Source organism: Rhizobium sp. 01N48 (genome assembly GCF_056399145.1).
Genome location: NZ_JBFTQT010000003.1, coordinates 290,830 through 311,477, shown reverse-complemented (window position 1 = coordinate 311,477; position 20,648 = coordinate 290,830). Strand labels below are relative to the sequence as shown.

Here is a 20,648-nt window from a genome sequence, read left to right as displayed (position 1 = left end):
CGGCGCAAAGTTCTCTCATTGCTTCTCGGGAGAAGGCGTTTCCTCGGCCGCGCTTATACCAGCCTCGGTCTCGACTTCATAGGGTGAACTGTCATGATGCACTTGAGAGAGACGGTCAAGCATGCCCATGGCGATTTCGCGCTCGCCCATGATGACGGTATCAGCGCCATATTGCCTGAGTTCCTCGACCTCGGCATCCGAATGCGCACGCGCCACGATCAGCACGCCGGGATTGACCTCACGCCCCTGTTCGGCCACGCGGCAAGCCTCGAATGCGTTGGGAATGGCGATGACCAGGCTTCGCGCGCCCTTGAGGTTGGCGAGATCGAGCACCTCGCGTGTGACGGCGTTACCACCGATCACTTCAATGCCTTGCTCGCGAAGTGCCGCGATCCGGTGGTCGGAATCCTCGATGACGAGAAAGGGCGTGCCCGAGGATTTCAGGTTCTGCCCGACAATGCTGCCGACCCGGCCATAGCCGACGAGAATGGAATGGCCGGAAAGCTTTGTCGCATGCACTTCGTCCGCCACGACCGGCGGCTCTTCCACCACTTCGGTCGTGGTCTCCGTGGCCGGTTCGGGTTGGGGCTCGTCGCGCTTGGGCTCCAGCAGTGGCCGCAGCTTGTCGCAGGCATAGAAGAGGAGCGGGTTGAGGATGATCGATATGATGGCGCCGGCGAGGATCAGGTCGCGGCCTTCGTCCGGCAGCAGTCCGAGGTCGACGCCGAGAGCGGCGAGAATGAAGGAGAATTCACCGATCTGACCCAGGCTTGCCGAAATGGTCAGCGCCGTTCCCACGGGCTTGCGGAACAGCTGCACGATGAGGAAGGCGGCGACCGACTTGCCGATGACGATGATGAAAATGGTGGCGATCAGCGGGATCGGCTTTTCGATCAGGATGTTCGGATCAAACAGCATGCCGACGGAAACGAAGAACAACACCGCGAAAGCGTCGCGAAGCGGCAGGCTTTCCTGCGCCGCCCGATGGCTGAGCTCGCTTTCGGCGAGAACCATGCCCGCGAAGAAGGCGCCGAGCGCCAGCGACACGCCGAACAGCTTCGATGCGCCGAAGGCGACGCCGAGCGCGATCGCCAGGACGCCGAGGCGGAACAGTTCGCGAGAGCCGGTGTGGGCGATGCGGTGCATCGTCCAGGGAATGACGCGCCGGCCGAAAACCAGCATCACGCCGACGAAGAGCGCCACCTTGACCAGCGTCATGCCGATGATGCCGCCGATGCCCATGTCGAGGCCGAATATGCGGTTCACCGCCGCCGACAGCGGCTCGACGGTTCCGTGGCCGCTGCCGATGCTGGCCGCTGCCGGAATGAGGACGAGCGCCAGCACCATGGCGAGGTCTTCGACGATCAGCCAGCCGACCGCGATCTTGCCCCGTTCCGTCTCGACGAGCCGCCGCTCCTGCAAAGCCTTCAGGAGCACGACGGTCGACGCGACGGAAAGAGCGAGCCCGAAGACTAGGCTCCCGCCCGTCGGCCAACCCATCAGCGCGCCCAATCCCCAGCCGAGCAGGGTGGCGAAGCCGATCTGCACGATGGCGCCCGGCACTGCGATCCCGCGCACGGAGAGAAGGTCTTTCAGGGAGAAATGCAGGCCGACGCCGAACATCAGCAGGATGACGCCGATCTCGGCAAGCTCGGGCGCGAGGTTCTGGTCCGCCACGTAGCCCGGAGTATGCGGTCCCACCAGAATGCCGGCGATGAGATAGCCGACCAGGGGCGGCAGTTTCAGCCGGTTGGCGAAGGCACCGAGGATGAACGCAAGCACCAGACCCCCGACGATTGTCGAAATCAAAGGTGTATCGTGCGGCATAAGCGGTCTCCCCGACTGGAAATCCTGATTAAATTATGACATATATGGCTAATATCAACCAATATGGGTGGTTTGACATTATGGGTCAAGGCGCGAAGGAAACAATTCTCACCCCCGCTTTGTGCCGTGCGGCAAGGGGTCTGCTGGATTGGACGCAGGTCGACCTTGCCGACCATGCCGCCGTCTCCCGCAGCACGATCCGCGACTATGAAGGCAAGCACCACGAGCTGCACCGCGCCACCGAAGCGCAACTGCGGCTGGCCTTCGAAAATGGCGGCGTTGCCTTCATCGAGGTCGAAGGCAAGGGCACCTGCATCTGCCTGCGGCCCGCAAGCGAATGATACGCTACTTCGCCGCTGCCAGGCAGCTGGCCTTCACCTTGTAGGCATAGATCATATTTCCGCGATAATAACCTTCGCTCGGCTGCCATGATTTGATGGTCTGTGGTGTCTCCGCGCACTCGAAGGGCTGCGTGGTGACGAACAACACGTCGTCGCTGACATTATTGGGCAGCGCAAAGGTCTGCTCATAATAGTTGTCGGGCGCTTCCGCCGGCGGCCGCGCATAGATCTTCAAGGGTTCGTTTCTGAGCGTATGGTACATGTCCGCCAGGATATCGCGGCTGTCGCTGACGATGATCGCGGTACCCGCCTGCCGCGCCAGATCGCCGGCTTCGCGGCTGACGGCGCTGCGGCCGAGATAACGCTTCATCACCTCGTTCCCATTCGGCAGCACCAGCTCGTGCGCGAAGATGGCGGCGAGCGGAAAGAGCAGGCTGGCCGTGCCATTGATGGCGAACGACACGCGCAGCCCCTTGGGCCAGACGCGATGAAGCAGCCAGACGGCGAGGATCGTGCCGGCGACATAAGCCGTCACCGCCCAGTTGGCATAAGCCTTGGCGATCAGTGCCTGGAAGGTGATCAGGAGTACGACAGGCACGGAAAGCCAGATCAGCAATTTTTCGATCGGGCTGCCTTGCCCTCTCAAAGCTCGATAGACCGCCCAGAGGATTGCGAAGAACACGATCGGGCCAACAACGCCGAACTGCGCGGCGAAAAACTCGATCCCGTGCCCGATATTGAGGTTCAACCCGCTCCAGTGGGCGATGCTGGTCGTGTGCTTGATCGTCGTGGCGTCATGGGTGGCGTTCCACCAGAGGTTCGGCGCCGCCACCACGACGGCCGTCGCGGCCGAAATCAAGAAGTCGCGCCATCCGATCCGCGCCATCGGCAGAAGCAGCAAGGCGATCAGGCCGCCGGGTACGACGAACAGGATCGCGTACTTGGATAGAAACGCACAGCCGAAGGCCACGCCCATCAATAGCGCCAGTGCGATCGAGCGCTGGCGGGTCAGGCCGAAATAGGCAAACAGCGCGACAGCCAGGAAGAAGAGCAGGATGACGTCGGTCGAGAAGAAGACGGAAGACAGAGCGACGCCGGGCAGCGTGATGTAGGTGACCCCCGTCCAACCCTCGATCTCGGGGCTGACGAAGCGCTTGGCAATCTTCATCAGCACGAAAGCGGTCGCCATGTGCACGAGGGGACCGCACAGCCTGATCCAGAAGATCGCGGTCGATCCAGAAAGTTCGGTCATCGCGCGGATCACCCAGGCGATCATCGGCGGCTTCGAATAATAGCCGAAGTCGAGATTCTGCGACCAGAACCAGTATTGCGCCTCATCGACGAACAGATCCGTCGTGTCGAAGTGCAAGGTGACGATGCGCCAAAGCGTCACGCCGATAATGATGAGGATACCGAGGCGTGAGGACATGCGTCTGATTTCCGTAACTGGACAAACCATCGTCGGCCAAAGCGCAACACTTCGCCGGCTCAGTGATTAAACACGTCCATTACTGTTGTTTTATGACGGGAATTCAAAGCACCCGCAGAGGCATGGCGACACGGCCCGCTTCAATACGGTCGAGAAGTGCGACGGCTGTGAGAACAGACACAGCAAGAAAACATGCACCCAAACCCAGAACAATCATTGCTCAATCCCTATGACGTCATGTCGTGATTTGGCGGGGATATAACACGAAGCTTGCTTCGAACTTGTAGCAGCCGCGCAACGCTACGCCAGTATTTCATAGATGGTTATTCGCGTTGCTCCGAAAGCCCACATTCATAAAATGGGTATTAACCTTCAGGCAAGGAATTAACCATAAACATTGCAATACACGTCGGAATGGGAAAATTTTAGCGTTCCTAGCAGGCATGACGCCGAACCGCCGTACCGGCTTAATCCGGTATCGATCTCTCAAGTAGCTCTAAGATAGTCCGCATTGATCGCGACAGGTCCGACCGCCGGCGTTAGCCCGCGTCAGGTCCGCACGCATCCGTGTTGGTGTCAGGAGGCTTGATTTCTCTTCGGGCGATATGCCCGGGCATTGGTTGGGGACAGGCGTGGGGCAGAATATGCCATCGGATCAGGATCGTGGAGCACAGGCGGGCAGCCTGCGTGACCGCCTGCGCTTTGCCGGCCTCGATGCCGAGCAATGCGAGATGGTGCGGCGCTACCGCCCGGCGCTCCAGCAGCACCTGACCTCAGGCCTTCGCGATCTCTTCCAGCGTTTCCAGTCTTTCCCCGATGCCGCCCGCAATTTCGAGAGCGAGCGCCAGGTCGATCGGCTTCATGATCTGCAGACGTCGCACTGGGACGTGCTGACCGATGCCCGTTTCGACAGCCTCTACGCCGAGCGCGTCAAGGTCCTGTCGGATTCCGAAAGCAAGATGGGCCTGGACCCTCGCTGGCATGTCGCCGGCCACGGCGTCGTCCTCGAGCATGTCATTGCCGGCCTCGCCGATGAGCTCGCCGGCTCCTCTATTTTGCCAAGCGTCAAGCGCCGCAAGCGCGAAATCGCCGATCTCATGACCGCGCTCATCCGCGTGGTGATGGTCGATGTCGAGATCGCCGTGTCGCTGCGCTTCAATTCCCTGCGTGCCTCGCAGCAACGTCAGATCGCCGATCAGCGAAACAGCGACAAGGCCGAGGTCGCCCGCGTATTCTCCGACGTCATCGAAGGCCTCGCTGCCCGCGACCTGACCGCCCGCGCCGTCGTCACCGAGGATGGCCCGCACAATGATGTCGCCCTGGCGCTGAACGGCGCGCTGGAAGCATTGCAGACAGAATTCGGCGCGATCAGCGAACGCACCTTGAAGGCCGAGGCATCGGTGCAGGTGCTTGGCCAGTCCGCCCGCAATCTTTCCGGCCACGCCTCTGGTCACGCCGAGCAGCTGCTGGCCTCGGCTGTCACGCTCGCCGATCTCTCTGAAAACGTGCGTCGCAGCGTCGCAGGCAGTCGCGCGGCTGAAGATGCCGCCGCATCGACGCGCGCGGCAGCCGAAGCAAGCGGCGAGGTCGTTGGCCGCGCCATCTCCGCCATGGCCGATATCGAGCAGTCCGCCGAGCGCATCGGCCAGATCATCGGCGCCATCGACGAAATCGCCTTCCAGACCAACCTGCTGGCGCTTAACGCCGGCATCGAAGCCGCTCGCGCCGGTGATTCCGGCCGTGGTTTTGCTGTTGTCGCGCAGGAAGTCCGCGCGCTGGCGCAGCGCTCGGCCGATGCCGCCCGCGAAATCAAGACGCTGGTCACCACCACCAAGTCGCAGGTCGATGCCGGCGTGCAGATGGTTGGCCGTACGCAGGATTCGATCGGCAGCATCGTCCGCCAGGTCACCGATATCAACGCCGCCATCGCCTCGGTCGCCAGCCAGACCAGCGACAACGCCTCCGTGCTCGACGCGGTCACCACCGACGTCAAGGGCCTTGGCGCACGCGTCGCAGAAAGCGCCGACGCCGCATCGCATTCGGCCGACGGCGCCGACGATCTCCACACCGTCATCGTCGAGCTTGGCCGCACGGTTCGCGAGTTTCGCATCGCCCGCAATCGCGCCGAGGCAGCCGAGCGTCGCCCTGTTCGCGCCGTCGATGTCCAGCCAGCCCGCCGGGTTGTCGAGGAAGTCGACGCGGCATTGGATTTCAACCCTCCGCTCGCAAGTCTCGGAGGCGGACGAAATGCTTACTGAAGCACTGAATTATGATGGTGGCTCACATTCGTTGGGCGCCAATCAGCAGATAGGAAAAGTCTGATGGCAGCAAAAAAGAGTGGGAAGACGCTGAACCTGGCGGCGACCATTGACCTCAACGAAGCCGCCGCCCTGCGCGACAAGTTTCTGTCGATGCGCGGCAGCGCCGTGTCGATCGACGCATCGGCCGTCGAGCGCGTCGGCGCCCTCGGTGCGCAGGTGCTGATGTCCGCCGCCAAGACCTGGGATCAAGACAAGCATGCGTTCACCTTCATCAAGGTTTCGGACGCGTTTCAAAAAACCATGCAGCTGATCGGTGTGGATGTTCACCCGCTGCTCGCCAAGGAGATTTAGTAATGAAGAAAAGAGTGCTGACCGTGGATGATTCACGGACGATCCGTAACATGCTTCTCGTGACGCTCAACAATGCGGGCTTCGAGACGATCCAGGCGGAAGACGGCGTCGAAGGTCTAGAGGTTCTGGAGACATCGCACCCCGACGTCATCGTCACCGACATCAACATGCCGCGTCTCGATGGCTTCGGCTTCATCGAAGGCGTTCGCCGCAACGACAAGTACCGCGCCATTCCGATCCTGGTCCTGACGACCGAAAGCGACGCCGAGAAGAAGAATCGTGCACGCCAGGCCGGCGCCACCGGCTGGATCGTCAAGCCTTTCGACCCTGCCAAGCTGATCGATGCCATTGAGCGCGTAACCGCTTAAACTCAGGAATTTCTTTTATGGATATGAACGAAATCAAAGAGATCTTTTTCCAGGAATGCGAGGAACAGCTCGCGGAACTGGAATCCGGTCTTCTGAAAATGAATGATGGCGATCGTGATCCGGAAACCGTCAACGCGGTATTTCGCGCCGTTCACTCGATCAAGGGCGGCGCCGGCGCCTTTGGTCTGGACGATCTCGTCGCTTTCGCCCATGTGTTCGAGACCACACTTGATTGCGTTCGTTCCAACAAGCTAGAGCCGACCCAGGACGTCCTGAAGGTCATGCTCAAGTCGGCCGACGTGCTCGCGGACCTGACGAATGCCGCCCGTGACGGCGGCAGCGTCGACGAAAGCCGCAGCCGCGGCCTCGTCAAGGAGCTGGAAGCGCTTGCCAACGGCGAACTCCCATCGCCGTCAGCCGCTTCCGAAGCGCCTGCAGCCGCTCCGGCACCGGTTGCCGCAGCACCCGTCAAGCCGACCGACGAGAGCGGCTTCGAGCCGATCCCGTTCTCGTTCGACGACTTCAGCGACGACGAGACCTTCGAGATCACCTTCAAGCCGCGCTTCGAGCTCTATTCCAAGGGCAACGACGCGACGCTCCTGCTGCGCGACCTCAGCCGCCTCGGCGAGATGAGCATCTATTGCAACATGGACGCGCTGCCGGGCCTCGACGAGCTCGATCCCGAAGCCGCCTATTTCTACTGGAACATCACGCTCAAGACCGACAAGGGCGAAGACGCGATCCGCGCGGTCTTCGAATTTGCCGAGTGGGATTGCGAACTGACGATCACCACGGTTGCCGCCGAAACCGAAGCCGCTCCGGCCGAGGAATTGCCGATGGTGCCGGTACCCTTCGACCTATCGGCGCTGGATGACGGTCCCGATGCTCCGGTTGCTGAAAAGAGCGATGCCGCCGCAGCCGTCGCTGCTGCCGAAACGGCTTCGAACGTGACGCAGATCGCGTCCGCCGCCGCCCGCGTTGAAAAGAAGGAATCGGCCGCTGCCGCCAATACAGCCGCTGCCGCCGCCGCCCAGAACAATGCCGCCGCCAACAGCGCCGGCCAGACCATCCGCGTCGATCTCGATCGCGTCGATCGCCTGATCAACCTCGTCGGCGAGCTCGTCATCAACCAGGCGATGCTCTCCCAGAGCGTCATCGAAAACGACACGACCGGCACATCCTCGATCAATATGGGCCTCGAGGAGCTGCAGCAGCTCACCCGCGAGATCCAGGATTCGGTCATGGCGATCCGCGCGCAGCCGGTGAAGCCGGTCTTCCAGCGCATGTCGCGTATCGTCCGCGAAGTCGCCGACATGGTCGGCAAGTCGATCCGCCTCGTCACCGAAGGTGAAAACACCGAAGTCGACAAGACGGTTATCGACAAGATTGCCGAGCCGCTGACGCACATGATCCGCAATGCCGTCGACCATGGCATCGAAAGCCCTGAAAAGCGCACTGCCGCCGGCAAGGATCCCGAGGGTACGATCAAGCTCACCGCGAAGCATCGTTCGGGCCGTATCCTGATCGAACTGCAGGACGACGGCGGCGGCATCAACCGCGAACGCGTCAAGCAGAAGGCAATCGACAATGACCTGATCTCGCCGGACGCCAACCTGTCCGACGAGGAGATCGACAACCTGATCTTCGCGCCGGGCTTCTCGACCGCGGACCAGATCTCGGACATCTCCGGTCGCGGCGTCGGCATGGACGTCGTCAAGCGTTCGATCCAGGCGCTCGGTGGTCGCATCAGCATCACCTCGCGGCCGGGCCAGGGCTCCGTCTTCACCATGAGCCTGCCGCTGACGCTCGCCGTTCTCGACGGCATGGTGGTCACGGTCGCCGGCCAGACGCTGGTGGTTCCGCTGACGGCAATCGTCGAAACGCTGCAGCCGGAGGCGTCCGCCATCCACTCCTTCGGCGCCAGCCATCGCCTGATCTCGATCCGCAACTCCTTCTGCCCGCTGGTCGATGTCGGTCGCATCCTGAACTTCCGCGCCACCCAGGCCAATCCGGTCGAAGGTGTTGCCCTGCTCGTCGAATCCGAAGGCGGCGGTCAGCGCGCGCTGATGGTCGATGCCATCCAGGGTCAGCGTCAGGTCGTCATCAAGAGCCTCGAGGCGAACTACACCCACGTTCCGGGCATTGCCGCGGCAACCATCCTGGGCGACGGTCGCGTCGCGCTCATTCTCGATGTCGATGCAGTCGTGGGCGCTTCGCGCGGCCAGGCGCTGAGACAGGAAGTATCTTTGGCGGCGGCGGGTTAAATCATGTCCTATATCGTGAAAAATCTGAGCGAAGGGCACCGCGAGCTGATCGCGTTCCGCGTCGGCGATCAGGAGTTTTGCGTCAATGTCATGTCGGTTCGCGAGATCCGCGGCTGGACGCCGGCAACGGCCATGCCGCACTCGCCTTCCTACATGAAAGGGGTCATCAACCTGCGTGGCGCCGTGCTGCCGATCATCGATCTCTCGGCCCGTCTCGGCATGAAGCCGACCGAGCCGACGCAGCGCCATGTCATTATTGTGGCCCAAGTTCACCGAAAAGTAGTTGGTCTGCTTGTAGATGCGGTGTCGGATATACTGACTGTTAGTGAAGACAACGTACAGCCAACGCCCGAGATCGCGTCCGAACTGCAGCGTCAGTTCGCGCGCGGGATCATGGCGATCGAAAAACGTCTGATCTGCCTGTTGGAACTGGAAGCCATATTCCCTGACGCGGAAAGCGAAGCGGCATGAGTGTCTTGAGTGCAAAAGATGTAAGACCGGGGAGCCCCGATGAGGTTCTGGCGAGCGGCGAATACCCGCTGACGCGCCGTGACCTCACGGAAATCGCCGCGATGATCTACTCGGATGCGGGTATCTTCCTCAACGAGACCAAGGCATCGCTGGTCTATTCGCGTCTTTCCAAGCACATTCGCAATCTCGGCCTCTCCGGCTTCCGCGAATACTGTTCGCTGGTGTCTTCGCAGGCGGGTGCTGTGCCGCGCCGCGAAATGCTGTCGCATCTGACGACCAATTTCACACGCTTCTTCCGTGAAAACCATCACTTCGAGCATATGCGCGACCACGTGCTGCCGGAGCTGTTGCAGCGCGCCAGGTCGGGCGGTCGCGTTCGCATCTGGTCGGCCGCCTCGTCGGATGGCCAGGAGCCCTATTCGATCGCACTCACCGTGCTGTCGATGATGCCGAATGTCGCCGACTACGATTTCAAGATCCTCGCGACCGACATCGATCCGAAGATCCTCGCCATCGCTCGCGCCGGCGCTTACGACGAAAGCGCGCTCGAAACCGTTTCGCCCGCCATGCGCAAGCAGTGGTTCAGCGAAGTCAATATCGACGGGCGCCGCAAGTTTCAGGTCGATGACCGCGTCAAGCGGCTGATCACCTATAACGAGCTCAACCTGATGGCCCAGTGGCCGTTCAAGGGAAAGTTCGACGTCATCTTCTGCCGCAACGTCGTGATCTATTTCGACGAACCGACGCAGATGAAAATCTGGTCGCGCTTCGCCGAGCTCATGCCCGAAGGCGGTCATCTCTACATCGGCCATTCCGAGCGGGTGTCCGGCGATTCAAAGCATGTCTTCGACAATATCGGTATCACCACGTACCGCTATACGACCAAGGGCCTTGGGAGGAAGGGATGAGCATGGCGGCACGTGTTCTCGTTGTTGACGATTCTCCCACCATGCGCGGTCTCATCACCGCCGTGCTGCAGTCCGATCCTGACGTCGATGTCATCGGCCAGGCCGGCGACGCCATGGAAGCGCGCGAGGCGATCAAGAAGCTCAATCCCGATGTCGTGACGCTCGATATCGAGATGCCGAACATGAACGGCCTCGATTTCCTCGAAAAAATCATGCGTCTGCGCCCGATGCCCGTCATCATGGTGTCGACGCTGACGCATCGCGGCACCAACGCGACGCTGGCAGCATTGGAGATCGGCGCGTTCGATTGCGTGAGCAAGCCGCAGCCGGGCGACATGCGCCCCTTCGCCGATCTCGCCGAAAAGGTGAAGGCCGCCGCCCGTTCGCAGCGCCGTCCCGTTATGGCGCCGCAGCCCGTCGCGCCGCCGCCCGCGGTTGCCGATTATCGCGTCGGCCGCAAGGTGGTCGCGATCGGCTCGTCGACCGGTGGCGTGGAAGCGTTGATTGCCGTGTTGCAGAAGTTTCCGGCCAATTGCCCGCCGACCGTGATCACGCAGCACATGCCGTCGACCTTCACCAAGAGCTTCGCGGAGCGGCTGAACCGCCTGTGTGCACCTGTCGTGCAGGAAGCAACGGATGGCGCGCGACTGGAAATCGGCAAGATCTATCTGGCCCCCGGCGGCGAGCGGCATCTGCAGGTGGTCAATCCATCCGCACCCTGCTGCCGTCTTCTCGAGCGCGAGCCGGTCAATGGTCACCGTCCCTCTGTGGATGTTCTCTTTGATTCCGTCGCCGAGCTTGCGGGTCGCAATGCTGTCGGCGTGATCCTGACCGGAATGGGTCGCGACGGCGCCGCTGGTCTCCTGAAAATGCGCCATGCAGGCGCCCGTACCCTCGGACAGAACGAAAAGACCTCGGTGGTCTACGGGATGCCGCGGGTAGCTTTCGAACTCGGCGCTGTCGAACAGCAGCTGCCGCTTAATGCCATTGGCGAGGAAATCTTGAAGATGACCGCCCGTAAGGAAGGAACTGACTAATGTCACTCGCAGAGAAAATCAAAGTTCTGATCGTCGACGATCAGGTCACCAGCCGCCTGCTGCTCAGCGACGCGCTGACCCAGCTCGGCTTCAAGCAGATCACCTCCGCCGGCGATGGCGTGCAGGGCATGAAGATCATGGCCCAGCAGCCGCACCACCTGGTCATCTCGGACTTCAACATGCCCAACATGGACGGCCTCGGCTTCCTGCAGGCCGTTCGCAGCAATCCGACGACGAAGAAGRCAGCCTTCATCATCCTGACCGCGCAGGGCGACCGCGCGCTGGTCACCAAGGCGGCGGCCCTCGGCGCCAACAACGTTCTGGCCAAGCCCTTCACCATCGAAAAGATGAAGGCGGCGATTGAAGCCGTATTTGGAGCGCTGAAATGACAGTCGAGGTTGCGGCCCGCCGTGTTCATATCATTCAGGGCGAATGGAAGGTCCTGAATGATCCGAACGCGGTCTTGACGACCATTCTTGGCTCGTGCGTGGCTGCATGCCTACGGGATCCTGTGGCCGGCGTGGGGGGGATGAACCACTTCCTTCTGCCGGGCAACGCCACGACGCCCATGACGGGGGGAGATGCCACGCGCTATGGCGTGCATCTCATGGAACTGCTGATCAACGGTCTCTTGAAGCAGGGCGCGCGCCGCGACCGCCTGGAAGCCAAGATCTTCGGAGGAGCGAAGACGATCTCGACATTCTCGAATGTCGGGGAACAAAATGCCGCTTTTGCCACGCAGTTTCTGAAGGATGAAGGCATCCCCATCGTCGGTTCCAGCACCGGCGGTGATCACGGGCGCAAGCTCGAGTTCTGGCCGGTGTCCGGTCGCGCTCGACAGTATCCGCTCACAGGTGCCGAAACGCAGAAGACCGTCGCGCTTGAACAGCGTCCGGTTGCCCCGCAGAAGCCAGTTGAAACCAGTATCGAATTCTTCTGAGCCGAGGTCCTAATGAACGTGAATGCACAGGCGGAGCAGCCGTCGCCGGTCGAAGCTCTGCCCGATATCCTGATGCGGGTCGTGTCCGAACTGCACGACGTCGCCTATCTGATCGAACGGATCGAACCGCAGCTTCTTGAGATCGGTGGCGAAAATTTGCTGAACGCACCCGAGAGCATGAAGGTGCTGCAAGGCATCGACCTTGCCGTGCAGAAGGCACGCGGCATAGCCGAATTCATCGACACGATCACCGGCGAGATCTCCAATGAGTGGATGGTCGACGTCGCAACGGCGCTCAGCCTCGTGAAGCTCAGCGAAATGCAGCGCGCACTGGGCGGTGGCGGCATGCGCCATGGTCACTCCCAGCCGATCAACAAGGCAGCCGGCGACTTCGATTTCTTCTAGAGCATGTCGCGCGCAAAAGCGTGCAGCGGTTTGCGATGCCGACACGCGACAAAACAATGGCTTGAAGCGTGGCGCGCAAATCCGAAGGATCGCTGCACGCTCTAGCCGGCATTCTTACTTAAACGTCAATACGAAACGCTCGCACAAGTTTCGGCTTCTATAGGTCAAATTAGGCGATAGGCCTGCTTTGTCTGTAAAGATCGTGCGAGAACAGAATGAATCTGTTAAATCAATTAGTTCCGATTATTAGGAACTTTAGTTCCCTTGGGCGGAATCGCCTGCTGGCGTTGGCCGGCATCGGGGTTGTTTCCGTGGCGCTCATTCTCGGCGCCGCTCTATTCGTTAACAAACCTGCTCAGGAAACGCTTTATGTCGGGCTTGATTCGTCCGATCTGAACCAGATCAGCATTGCGCTTGCCGAAGCCAATATTGCATTCCAGGTCGGTTCCGACGGTTCGAGCATCACAGTGCCCGCCGGCATGACCGGCAAGTCGCGTCTGCTGCTCRCCGAAAAGGGCCTGCCCAACAGCAACAACGCTGGCTACGAACTCTTCGACAAGGTCGGCTCGCTCGGCCTGACCTCCTTCATGCAGGAAGTGACCCGCGTTCGCGCGCTGGAAGGTGAGATTGGCCGCACGATCCAATCGATCTCTGGCGTATCGGCTGCGCGCGTGCACATCGTCATGCCCGAGGTCGGCAATTTCCGCCGTGCCGAGCAGAAGCCAACGGCATCCGTCATGCTTCGAGCGAGTGCCTCGACCGGCCGCGCCGCGGCAAGCTCTATCCGTCACCTTGTCGCCTCGGCCGTGCCGGGGCTTGATGTCGGTGATGTGACCATTCTCGATTCCGCTGGCCAGCTGCTCGCCTCTGGCGACGAAGCCAGCAACAGCAATCTCAACCGCTCGCTCGGTATCGTCCAGAACGTCCAGGATGAAGTCGAATCCAACATCGACAAGGCGCTCGCCCCCTTCCTCGGCATGGACAACTTCCGCTCCAGCGTTACCGCCGACCTGAACACGGACGCGCAGCAGATCCAGGAAACCGTGTACGATCCGGAATCCAAGGTCGAACGCTCCATCCGCACGACCAAGGAAGCGGCTCAGTCCCAGCAGACGTCGAACGACAACGCCGCCACGGTCCAGCAGAACGTTCCGCAGGCTGCTCCTCCAAGCGGTGGCTCGAACGGTCCTGCCTCGCAGGACAAGTCCGACAAGAAGGAAGAGCAGACCAACTACGAGATCAACAGCAAGACCACGGCGACAACGCGTAACAGCTACAAGGTCGAGAAGCTCTCGATCGCGGTTGTCGTCAACAAGGGTCGCATCGCAAAGATGGTCGGCGAACCTGCCGACCAAACGAAGATCGACGCCTATCTCGCTGAAATGCAGAAGATCGTCGCTTCGGCTGCCGGTATCCGCACCGATCGCGGCGACGTGGTCACCGTCACGGCCATGGACTTCCTCGAAAACCAGCTTCTCGAGGAAACCGGTTCCGGCGTCCGCGTCATGGACATGCTGAGCCGCAACCTCGCCGGCATCATCAACTCGCTCGCCTTCGTGGTTGTCGCCTTCCTGGTCATCTGGATGGGTGTCCGTCCGATGGTCCGCAGCATGACCGGTGGCGGTGCCGCAATCGCTGGCGACACCTCGATCGAAAGCGCCGGCCTCGAACTTCCGGACTTCGCACCGGCAGGCGACGCAGGCGGCGGGGCTCTCATGGATGGCTTCGGTTCGGACTTCGGCTTCGACAGCACCGAAGATCTCCTCAGCCTCGGCGACGACGACGGCAGCTTCAATCGCCGCGTCAAGGAAGGGCCGGAGCGCAAGCTCGCCCGAATGGTCGAGATCAACGAGGAACGCGCAGCGAAAATCCTCAGGAAATGGGCGGTCGACAACGCCGCATAACAAAAGGGCCGGGAAACCGGCCCTTATCTTTTTTGGCACATCGGAAACACGAAAACGGTGCATGACTCGCGTTTGACGCGAATCGTATTGCCATATGGCCTCGAATCATCTTAGCTTGCTATAACTTCTAAGAGATGAATTCCTTGTGCGAATCGGCGCACAGTTCGTAACGAAAGTAAATCCCCAGAACTCGGAGATGGTGGTTTGCTCTCATTGACGTACCTTTTGGATGATTCGCGGAGAAGGTGCATTTCGTTGCTGACAGACGTGATCAAGCTTTTTTCGTGATAAGTTCTCAGCCTCAGGAATTGCCAATGGACATGCATATATTGCAAGCTCTCAAGAGCGAAACGAGGACAGGGAACTTCGTCGGGATTGCTGCGACCAACCTGTCATCGCGCTCGGAACTCATTGCCCAGCTGTGTGAGATAGCGGGCACGGGAAGGTTGCAGCCAGGGCTGCGCATCCTGACCGATTACGTGGGGGCTTCGCACTATCTCCTGGCACGCGCGGATCTCTTGCAGGAAGCCGGCCTCGATTTCGTGGTCTCGTCCGATTGGCCTTTCGACCTTGTCACCAATCTCGCCGAAGCATTCGTGGGCGGTTTCGGTCGCGCGACCGAGCTTGAGAAGTGCATGCAGCTCTTCCAGCCGCACTTCGCTGTCTTGCCAGACACGGCTGACGTTCCCGATGGCGCAAGCCGCCAGTACTGCTCGCTGATGTTCAATATCGGGCGCTCGCGCCTGGCGCTAATGTTCCTGTTCGATGATGGCTTCATCCTCTCTCAGGAGCGCCTCAGGGATGTCGGCCTGCTGACGGCCTATTACACGAGCCTGCTGCAGTATAGCGGCACCAAATCGGACCGCGACTTCGAACTGACCGATCGCGAACTCGAGTGTCTATTCTGGATCGCCGAAGGCAAGACCAGCGACGAAATCGCGATGATCCTCGGTATCTCGCGAAATACGATCAACAACTACATCACCAGCGTCATGCGCAAGACGGCGACGAAGACACGTTCCGAAGCCATCGCCTTCGCTGTCAGAAACAACCTGGTGTAAGGAGGACGCGCTCATGGCATATGCATCGGGCCGGTCGATCAGCAGCTCCGACACCATCTCGCGCTCCACGCGCGCCAACAGGGTCAGCAGTCGATCCGATCTTTTCCCACGCCTCGTCGCCATGCAGAAGCTTGCCGACGCGCAGAACTTTGCGGTCTATCGTTTGTCGGGCTCCGGCCTGCCTGCCAAGCAGCGCCTGATCTGCGAGCTGGAGAATTGGGGTTCGGCCAACGCTTCGCTGCACAAGGCCTTTGTCGATGCTTACGGTGATGCGCTGATCGAGCATGTCGAGAAGTCGCTCCTGCCGCTCGCCTGGGCCGGCAGCCATGATCGCAGCTTCCCCGGCGCCATCGGTATGGCGCCCTTCGTCGTGCGGCTTCCAGATGGCCTCGTGCCGTTCTCAGGCCTCGCTTTCCCCGTTCGCCTCGGCGCGATCGGCAATGGCTTCGTCATCTTCACCGGCGATGATCTCGATCCGCCGAACGACATGGTCGTTGAACTGCACGGCCGCGCCTGCCAGGTGATGATCGACCTGCTCTCGCTCGACGAGCGTCGCGTGGCCGCAGCCGAAGCACTCAGCGAACGCGAGATCGCCTGCCTGCAGCTCGCGGGTGATGGTCGCATCAGCGAAGAAATCGCCGACAAGCTCGGCCTGTCGGTGCACACCGTCAACGCCTATCTCGGCTCGGCGACGATCAAGCTGGATTCGGTCAACCGTATCCAGGCGATCGCCAAGGCAATCCGGCTCGGCTACATCAGCTGAGGCGTTCTTTCTGCGGAATAGTTAGCTCGCGAGCGCCTGAAGCGGCGGTACGTTGTAGCGCGCCTGATTGAGGCTCTGCTCGAGAAACGCCGTGTTTTCGTGCGGGTTCGCCGAAGGGTTCTCAAAAGCGATGTGATTGATCTCGATGCCGGCATGTTCGGCGGCGAGCGTCAGCTGCGCGTAGACGGTGACGCCGCGTGGCTTGATCTCCAGGTCGATGACGACCTCCGGTTTGCCACCCCATTCCAGCGTATAGCTGCCGCCATGGCCGAAATTGACGGTACCGGGATGGAAGAACATCTCGGCGGCTGAGGAAACGAGGTCTGAAAGATTGCCGTAATACTCAAATCGCAGGATCGAAATCAGGTCCGAAGCATCAAGCAACCGCAACTCGGTGGCGACTGGGCTGATTGCTTCGGCAAGAATCTTCTCGCGCTGGGCTGAGTAGGGGCATTTTTTCATTCGTTTATCTTACCCGGTTGTTCTTGGCCTGCGCCGCATACACCCGATGAATGAGCTCCGCGACGGCCTTGTAGAATACTGACGGGATGACACTATCCACCGAGACTTGCGCAAACATGGAGCGCGCAAGCGGCGGATCTTCGAAAACCGGTATTCCGTTCGTCTCGGCGATCTCTCTGATTTTTAACGCAATTAGGTCCTGGCCCTTGGCAACGACGATAGGCGCGTCGTTTTCCTCGCGCACATAGCGAAGGGCAACCGCGAAGTGGGTCGGGTTGGCGATGACCATGGTCGCACGCGGCACGTTGGCGATCATGCGGCGTCTTGCGCGGTCGCGCATCAGCGCGCGCTGGCGGCCCTTCACGAAGGGGTCACCCTGCGATTGCTTGTTTTCTTCCTTGATTTCGTGACGCGACATCTTCAGCTCGGTGTACCAGTGATAGCGCGTCCAGAAGAAGTCGACGATCGCCACCAGCGCGGTCGCGATCAAGACCACCAGCGTGATCTTCTGCATGGCCGACATCATGCGGGTGAAGATCGTTCGCGGATCGGAGAACATTGCATCGATCGATGCGAAGTAGTCGCTGCGCAGCAAGAGCACCATCACGACGCCGACGATGACGATCTTCGTCAGCGACTTGCCGAACTCGATGAGGCCCTGGAGACTGAAGAGCCGCGACCAGCCCTTGGCGGGCGATATGCGCGACCATTGCGGCCTGATGCGCTCGAGAACCGGCACCGGCAGGTTCTGGCCGATTGAAGCGGCAACGCCGAAGACCATGAAGAGAATCATCGCCGGCGCGAGCAGCTGCGCGCTCACCCAGCCAAGATGGACGAAGAGCGACAGCACGTCAGTGCCGGTGTCGATCTTCCACTGGTCCGGCTGCTCGAAAATATCCTTGAGCGATGCTCCGACGACGCTGAGCCCGTTCGGCAGAAAGAAGATGAGATAGATGTAGGTGGCGAGAACCGTGGCGAAGAGGGGCAGTTCGCGCGAGAAGGGGGTATTACCTTTCTCTGCCGCGTCGCTTTGCTTTTTCGCGGTAGGCGCTTCTGTTTTACTGTCCTTGTCGTCGTCCGCCACGGTCGCGACTCCTAGTCAAAAAGAAAAGGCCGCGCCAGCGCGCGACCTTTGCTTTTGTAGTCCCCGTGGATGCCGCGATCAATCGCGTCGTTCGTCTCGGGCCTATCTGTACACAGTAACAGCGGCTTAGGCGGCAGCCGCACCCTCGGCTTCGCCTTCCTTGAGCTGGATCTGGCCGGAGTTGGCCAGACGAATCGCTTCCTGCGCGATGGCGCGGCGTGCGATTGCGATCTCGCGGGGGTTGATGCCCGTGGTACCGCTCTGCAGGTCGGATTCGATCATGCGGCGCTGACGCGGGCTGATCGAGGCGAGAACGGCTTCCTTCATCTCCGACGAGGAGCCACGCAGCGCCATGGTCAGGATGTCCGCGGAAATGTCGTTCAGAAGCATGACGCGGCTGCGCTGCGGCATGATCATCAGGTCTTCGAAGAGGAAGATCTTCGGACGAACCTTGTTGACCGATTCGCGGCTGATCGATTCGAGCGACGTGAGCAGGGTATCGACCTGCGGCTTGTCCATCTCGTTCATCAGTTCGGCAACCTTCGTCGAGCCGATCGAGTTCTTCTCGGCGTCGATCTCGGCGAGCAGCGTCATGACCTGCTTTTCGATGATCTGTGCCGCCTTCGGGCTGACGGATTTCAGGTTGACGGTACGGTTCATGATGTCGGCGCGGCGGCCGTCGGGAATCTGCATCAGCACCTTGGCGCCGAAGGAAGAGGGCATCATGGACAGGATGTAGGCAACCGTCTGCGGGTGTTCGCGCAGCAGGAACTTGCCGATGAAGGCGGGATCGCCTTCGCCCAGCCGGTCCCAAATCGAGGTTTCATAGGCCTGGAACGCCGTGCGGCGGCCAAGCAGGCTGTCGACTTCGTCGGGCGTCAGACCTTCTTCGAGGATACTTTCGATCGCCTTGGCGTTGTCCATCAGACCTGCACCTTCGGTGAACAGATCCTCGAACTCGGCCACGAGGCCGAGCAGCTCATCCGGCGGGATCGCGCGCAGAGCCTGCGCGGATCCGATAATCGTCTGCAGTTCGGCCTGCGTGAAATACTTCAACAGTCTGCCAGCAACCCCTTTCCCCATCGCGAGGAGAACGGCCGCTGCTTTCTCAGCCTGGGTCAACGGTTTCTCGGCAAGAGCGCCGCCGAAATCGTCAAAGTCCATCATGGTCTAACCTCTCCGTCCCTACAGCGGGATCAGGCTTTCTTAGTACCTAAAACTTCTATCAGTTTTACGCCAAAACGTGTGTCGTCATTTTCGAGAACGGTGATCTCGCCGCGCGCGATCTTGCGGCCATTCACCATGATTTCGACCGGCTCGCCGATCTTCTTGTCCAGCGCGATCGTCGCGCCTTCGTTGAGGTTCATGAGGCCGGAGACCTGCATGCGGCTGCTGCCGAGCATGATCTGAACATCGATCGGGATGTCCATGATCAGGTCCATGTTCGACTGCATCGCGCTGCCGAGCGGGGCTGCGACGCCAGGGGTCGACGAGGTGTCGCCGAAATCGGACATGCCGCCGAAGTCTGTGGAGCCGCCGAAATCGCCGCCGCCAAAATCCGTGTCGGTGCCGGTTTCCAGATCGCCGCCGAAGGCAGACAGATCGGTGCCGCCACCAAACGCGTCGAGACCGTCACCGCCGAAGTCGGGCATGCCGCCTTCCGCGTCGGTTTTCAGAACGCCACGCAGATCATCGATAGCCTGATCAAGCTCGGCTTCGTTGCCTGGTTGCTCGAGATCCGTGCTCTTTGTTTTTTTCGTCGCCATGAAATCACTATTCCAGTTGAAACTTGCCTCAACCTGCCTTGAGGGGCAGGGGCCGAAATCCGTTAATTCATTAAGTAGCGGATGAGGTCGTCATCCGAGTTGATCGTATCCTTCACCCGGACGGTATAATTCTCGCCCGAACGTCCCAACTCACACACGTAAAGCTCTTTGCTGTTGGCACTGACATCGACGCGGACGTCGCCGCTGTCGAGGAAGGGAATGACGTCGCCGGCCGCGAGCTTGGAGATGGTGCGCAGCGTCAGCTCCTGAAGATGGATCTTTGCTTCCAGCGTCACCTGCGAGCGACGAACCTGCTCGCTGATCTGCTCGGTCCATTCAGCCGAGTTTGCCGATGCGTTCTTGGCGCGCGGCGCGACCACGGTCGTCTTCAACAGCGCCGCCTGCGGAACGATCAGCGAGAATTCCGATGTGATGCCGGAAAGCGTGATCGACATGTTGATCGCCGCGGCGAATTCATCCGGCTTGTCGTCGGGAGCCTTCGGCCGCGTCTCGGCGGCGTGCGGAGGCTCAAGGCTAGGCTCGAACCCGCCAGGCGCGTTGACCGCCGAGCGCAGGACGTTGGCGATCTTCTCGAACACGGTGACGGCAAGCTCCAGCTCGATGATCGAGAGCAGGCGATCCGCCGGCTGCTCCACGGTCTCGGGCGATGCGCCAAGCAGGTGCTCCATCAGCGTGATGACGAAGCCGTTGCCGCAGGAAAGCGTGAAGTCCGGCGACCAGTTGCGAAGCGATCCATCGACCAGCGTGACGCTGTCTCCGAGATCGGCGACGAGGTCGTGCTTGTAGCCGGCGTGGCAACCGAGATAGTTGACCTGCACGTCGAGGTCGGTCTCGCTCTTGATGACATCGGGGAGAAACACCCGGTAGACGTCGCCGAAGGCGGCGCAGAGCTTTTCCACCGTCGCCTTGTCGCCCAGCCTGCCTGTCAGCTTCGCGAGCAGCGCGTCATCCATCACTGGTTTCTGGAGTAGAGCGTTCATGTCCG

Annotated in this window: 21 protein-coding genes; 14 read left to right on the top strand and 7 right to left on the bottom strand. The window is 60.7% G+C overall.

Annotated features, from left to right (window positions below):
* Positions 1-15 precede the first annotated feature (15 nt).
* Positions 16-1,827, bottom strand: a complete 1,812-nt coding sequence (gene ybaL, locus AC1DOG_RS07905; protein ID WP_477927300.1) for a YbaL family putative K(+) efflux transporter — start codon at positions 1,825-1,827, stop codon at positions 16-18.
* 35 nt (positions 1,828-1,862) lie between these two features.
* Here ybaL and AC1DOG_RS07900 point away from each other — a divergent pair, with 35 nt between their 5' ends.
* Complete coding sequence (locus AC1DOG_RS07900; protein WP_047507358.1) at positions 1,863-2,168, top strand: helix-turn-helix domain-containing protein; 306 nt, start codon at positions 1,863-1,865, stop codon at positions 2,166-2,168.
* A gap of 4 nt (positions 2,169-2,172) precedes the next feature.
* Here the strand turns inward: AC1DOG_RS07900 and AC1DOG_RS07895 are convergent, their stop codons facing one another.
* Positions 2,173-3,597: an ArnT family glycosyltransferase gene (locus AC1DOG_RS07895; protein WP_477927299.1), complete on the bottom strand. Its 1,425-nt coding sequence runs from the start codon at positions 3,595-3,597 to the stop codon at positions 2,173-2,175.
* A 644-nt stretch (positions 3,598-4,241) separates the two neighbouring features.
* Between AC1DOG_RS07895 and AC1DOG_RS07890 the strand changes: the two genes are divergently transcribed.
* The 13 genes from AC1DOG_RS07890 (at position 4,242) to visR (ending at position 16,330) form a co-directional block, all read left to right on the top strand.
* Positions 4,242-5,855 (top strand): globin-coupled sensor protein, encoded by a 1,614-nt coding sequence (locus AC1DOG_RS07890; RefSeq protein ID WP_477927298.1) that lies wholly within the window; start codon positions 4,242-4,244, stop codon positions 5,853-5,855.
* Between the two features lie 63 nt (positions 5,856-5,918).
* Positions 5,919-6,209: an STAS domain-containing protein gene (locus tag AC1DOG_RS07885; RefSeq protein ID WP_477927297.1), complete on the top strand. Its 291-nt coding sequence runs from the start codon at positions 5,919-5,921 to the stop codon at positions 6,207-6,209.
* 2 nt (positions 6,210-6,211) lie between these two features.
* Positions 6,212-6,577, top strand: a complete 366-nt coding sequence (gene cheY1, locus AC1DOG_RS07880) for a chemotaxis response regulator CheY1 (RefSeq protein ID WP_018898407.1) — start codon at positions 6,212-6,214, stop codon at positions 6,575-6,577.
* Positions 6,578-6,594: 17 nt separating this feature from the next.
* Complete coding sequence (locus tag AC1DOG_RS07875) at positions 6,595-8,841, top strand: chemotaxis protein CheA (RefSeq protein ID WP_477927296.1); 2,247 nt, start codon at positions 6,595-6,597, stop codon at positions 8,839-8,841.
* A 3-nt stretch (positions 8,842-8,844) separates the two neighbouring features.
* A complete protein-coding gene (locus tag AC1DOG_RS07870) occupies positions 8,845-9,312 on the top strand; it encodes a chemotaxis protein CheW (protein WP_018898409.1) in 468 nt (155 codons plus the stop codon).
* A complete protein-coding gene (gene cheR, locus AC1DOG_RS07865; protein ID WP_477927295.1) occupies positions 9,309-10,220 on the top strand; it encodes a protein-glutamate O-methyltransferase CheR in 912 nt (303 codons plus the stop codon). Before AC1DOG_RS07870 ends, cheR begins: the two co-directional genes overlap by 4 nt.
* Positions 10,217-11,257, top strand: coding sequence for a protein-glutamate O-methylesterase CheB (gene cheB, locus AC1DOG_RS07860; RefSeq protein WP_018898411.1), 1,041 nt, complete (start codon positions 10,217-10,219; stop codon positions 11,255-11,257). The genes cheR and cheB overlap by 4 nt, the downstream gene beginning before the upstream one ends.
* A complete protein-coding gene (locus tag AC1DOG_RS07855) occupies positions 11,257-11,646 on the top strand; it encodes a response regulator (protein ID WP_477927294.1) in 390 nt (129 codons plus the stop codon). The genes cheB and AC1DOG_RS07855 overlap by 1 nt, the downstream gene beginning before the upstream one ends.
* Positions 11,643-12,197, top strand: a complete 555-nt coding sequence (cheD, locus tag AC1DOG_RS07850) for a chemoreceptor glutamine deamidase CheD (RefSeq protein ID WP_112942790.1) — start codon at positions 11,643-11,645, stop codon at positions 12,195-12,197. Before AC1DOG_RS07855 ends, cheD begins: the two co-directional genes overlap by 4 nt.
* Positions 12,198-12,209: 12 nt before the next feature.
* Entirely contained in the window at positions 12,210-12,602 is a 393-nt protein-coding gene (gene cheT / locus AC1DOG_RS07845; RefSeq protein WP_018898414.1) for a chemotaxis protein CheT, read from the top strand.
* Between the two features lie 215 nt (positions 12,603-12,817).
* Positions 12,818-14,506, top strand: coding sequence for a flagellar basal-body MS-ring/collar protein FliF (gene fliF / locus AC1DOG_RS07840; protein ID WP_477927293.1), 1,689 nt, complete (start codon positions 12,818-12,820; stop codon positions 14,504-14,506).
* A 314-nt stretch (positions 14,507-14,820) separates the two neighbouring features.
* Complete coding sequence (gene visN, locus AC1DOG_RS07835) at positions 14,821-15,567, top strand: transcriptional regulator VisN (protein WP_018898416.1); 747 nt, start codon at positions 14,821-14,823, stop codon at positions 15,565-15,567.
* Between the two features lie 13 nt (positions 15,568-15,580).
* On the top strand, positions 15,581-16,330 hold the full coding sequence (visR, locus tag AC1DOG_RS07830) for a transcriptional regulator VisR (RefSeq protein WP_477927292.1): 750 nt from the start codon (positions 15,581-15,583) through the stop codon (positions 16,328-16,330).
* 21 nt (positions 16,331-16,351) lie between these two features.
* Here the strand turns inward: visR and AC1DOG_RS07825 are convergent, their stop codons facing one another.
* The 5 genes from AC1DOG_RS07825 to AC1DOG_RS07805 form a co-directional block, all read right to left on the bottom strand.
* Positions 16,352-16,792: a hypothetical protein gene (locus AC1DOG_RS07825; protein ID WP_112942786.1), complete on the bottom strand. Its 441-nt coding sequence runs from the start codon at positions 16,790-16,792 to the stop codon at positions 16,352-16,354.
* A gap of 4 nt (positions 16,793-16,796) precedes the next feature.
* On the bottom strand, positions 16,797-17,876 hold the full coding sequence (gene flhB, locus AC1DOG_RS07820; RefSeq protein ID WP_113196477.1) for a flagellar biosynthesis protein FlhB: 1,080 nt from the start codon (positions 17,874-17,876) through the stop codon (positions 16,797-16,799).
* 126 nt (positions 17,877-18,002) lie between these two features.
* The gene (gene fliG / locus AC1DOG_RS07815; protein WP_018898420.1) at positions 18,003-19,043 is read right to left on the bottom strand and encodes a flagellar motor switch protein FliG; all 1,041 of its coding nucleotides are present in this window, start codon (positions 19,041-19,043) and stop codon (positions 18,003-18,005) included.
* A gap of 29 nt (positions 19,044-19,072) precedes the next feature.
* Complete coding sequence (gene fliN, locus AC1DOG_RS07810) at positions 19,073-19,642, bottom strand: flagellar motor switch protein FliN (protein WP_477927291.1); 570 nt, start codon at positions 19,640-19,642, stop codon at positions 19,073-19,075.
* A gap of 62 nt (positions 19,643-19,704) precedes the next feature.
* Positions 19,705-20,643 carry a FliM/FliN family flagellar motor switch protein gene (locus AC1DOG_RS07805; protein ID WP_477927290.1) on the bottom strand — a complete coding sequence of 313 codons (939 nt, stop codon included), beginning with the start codon at positions 20,641-20,643 and terminating at the stop codon, positions 19,705-19,707.
* Positions 20,644-20,648: the final 5 nt, after the last annotated feature.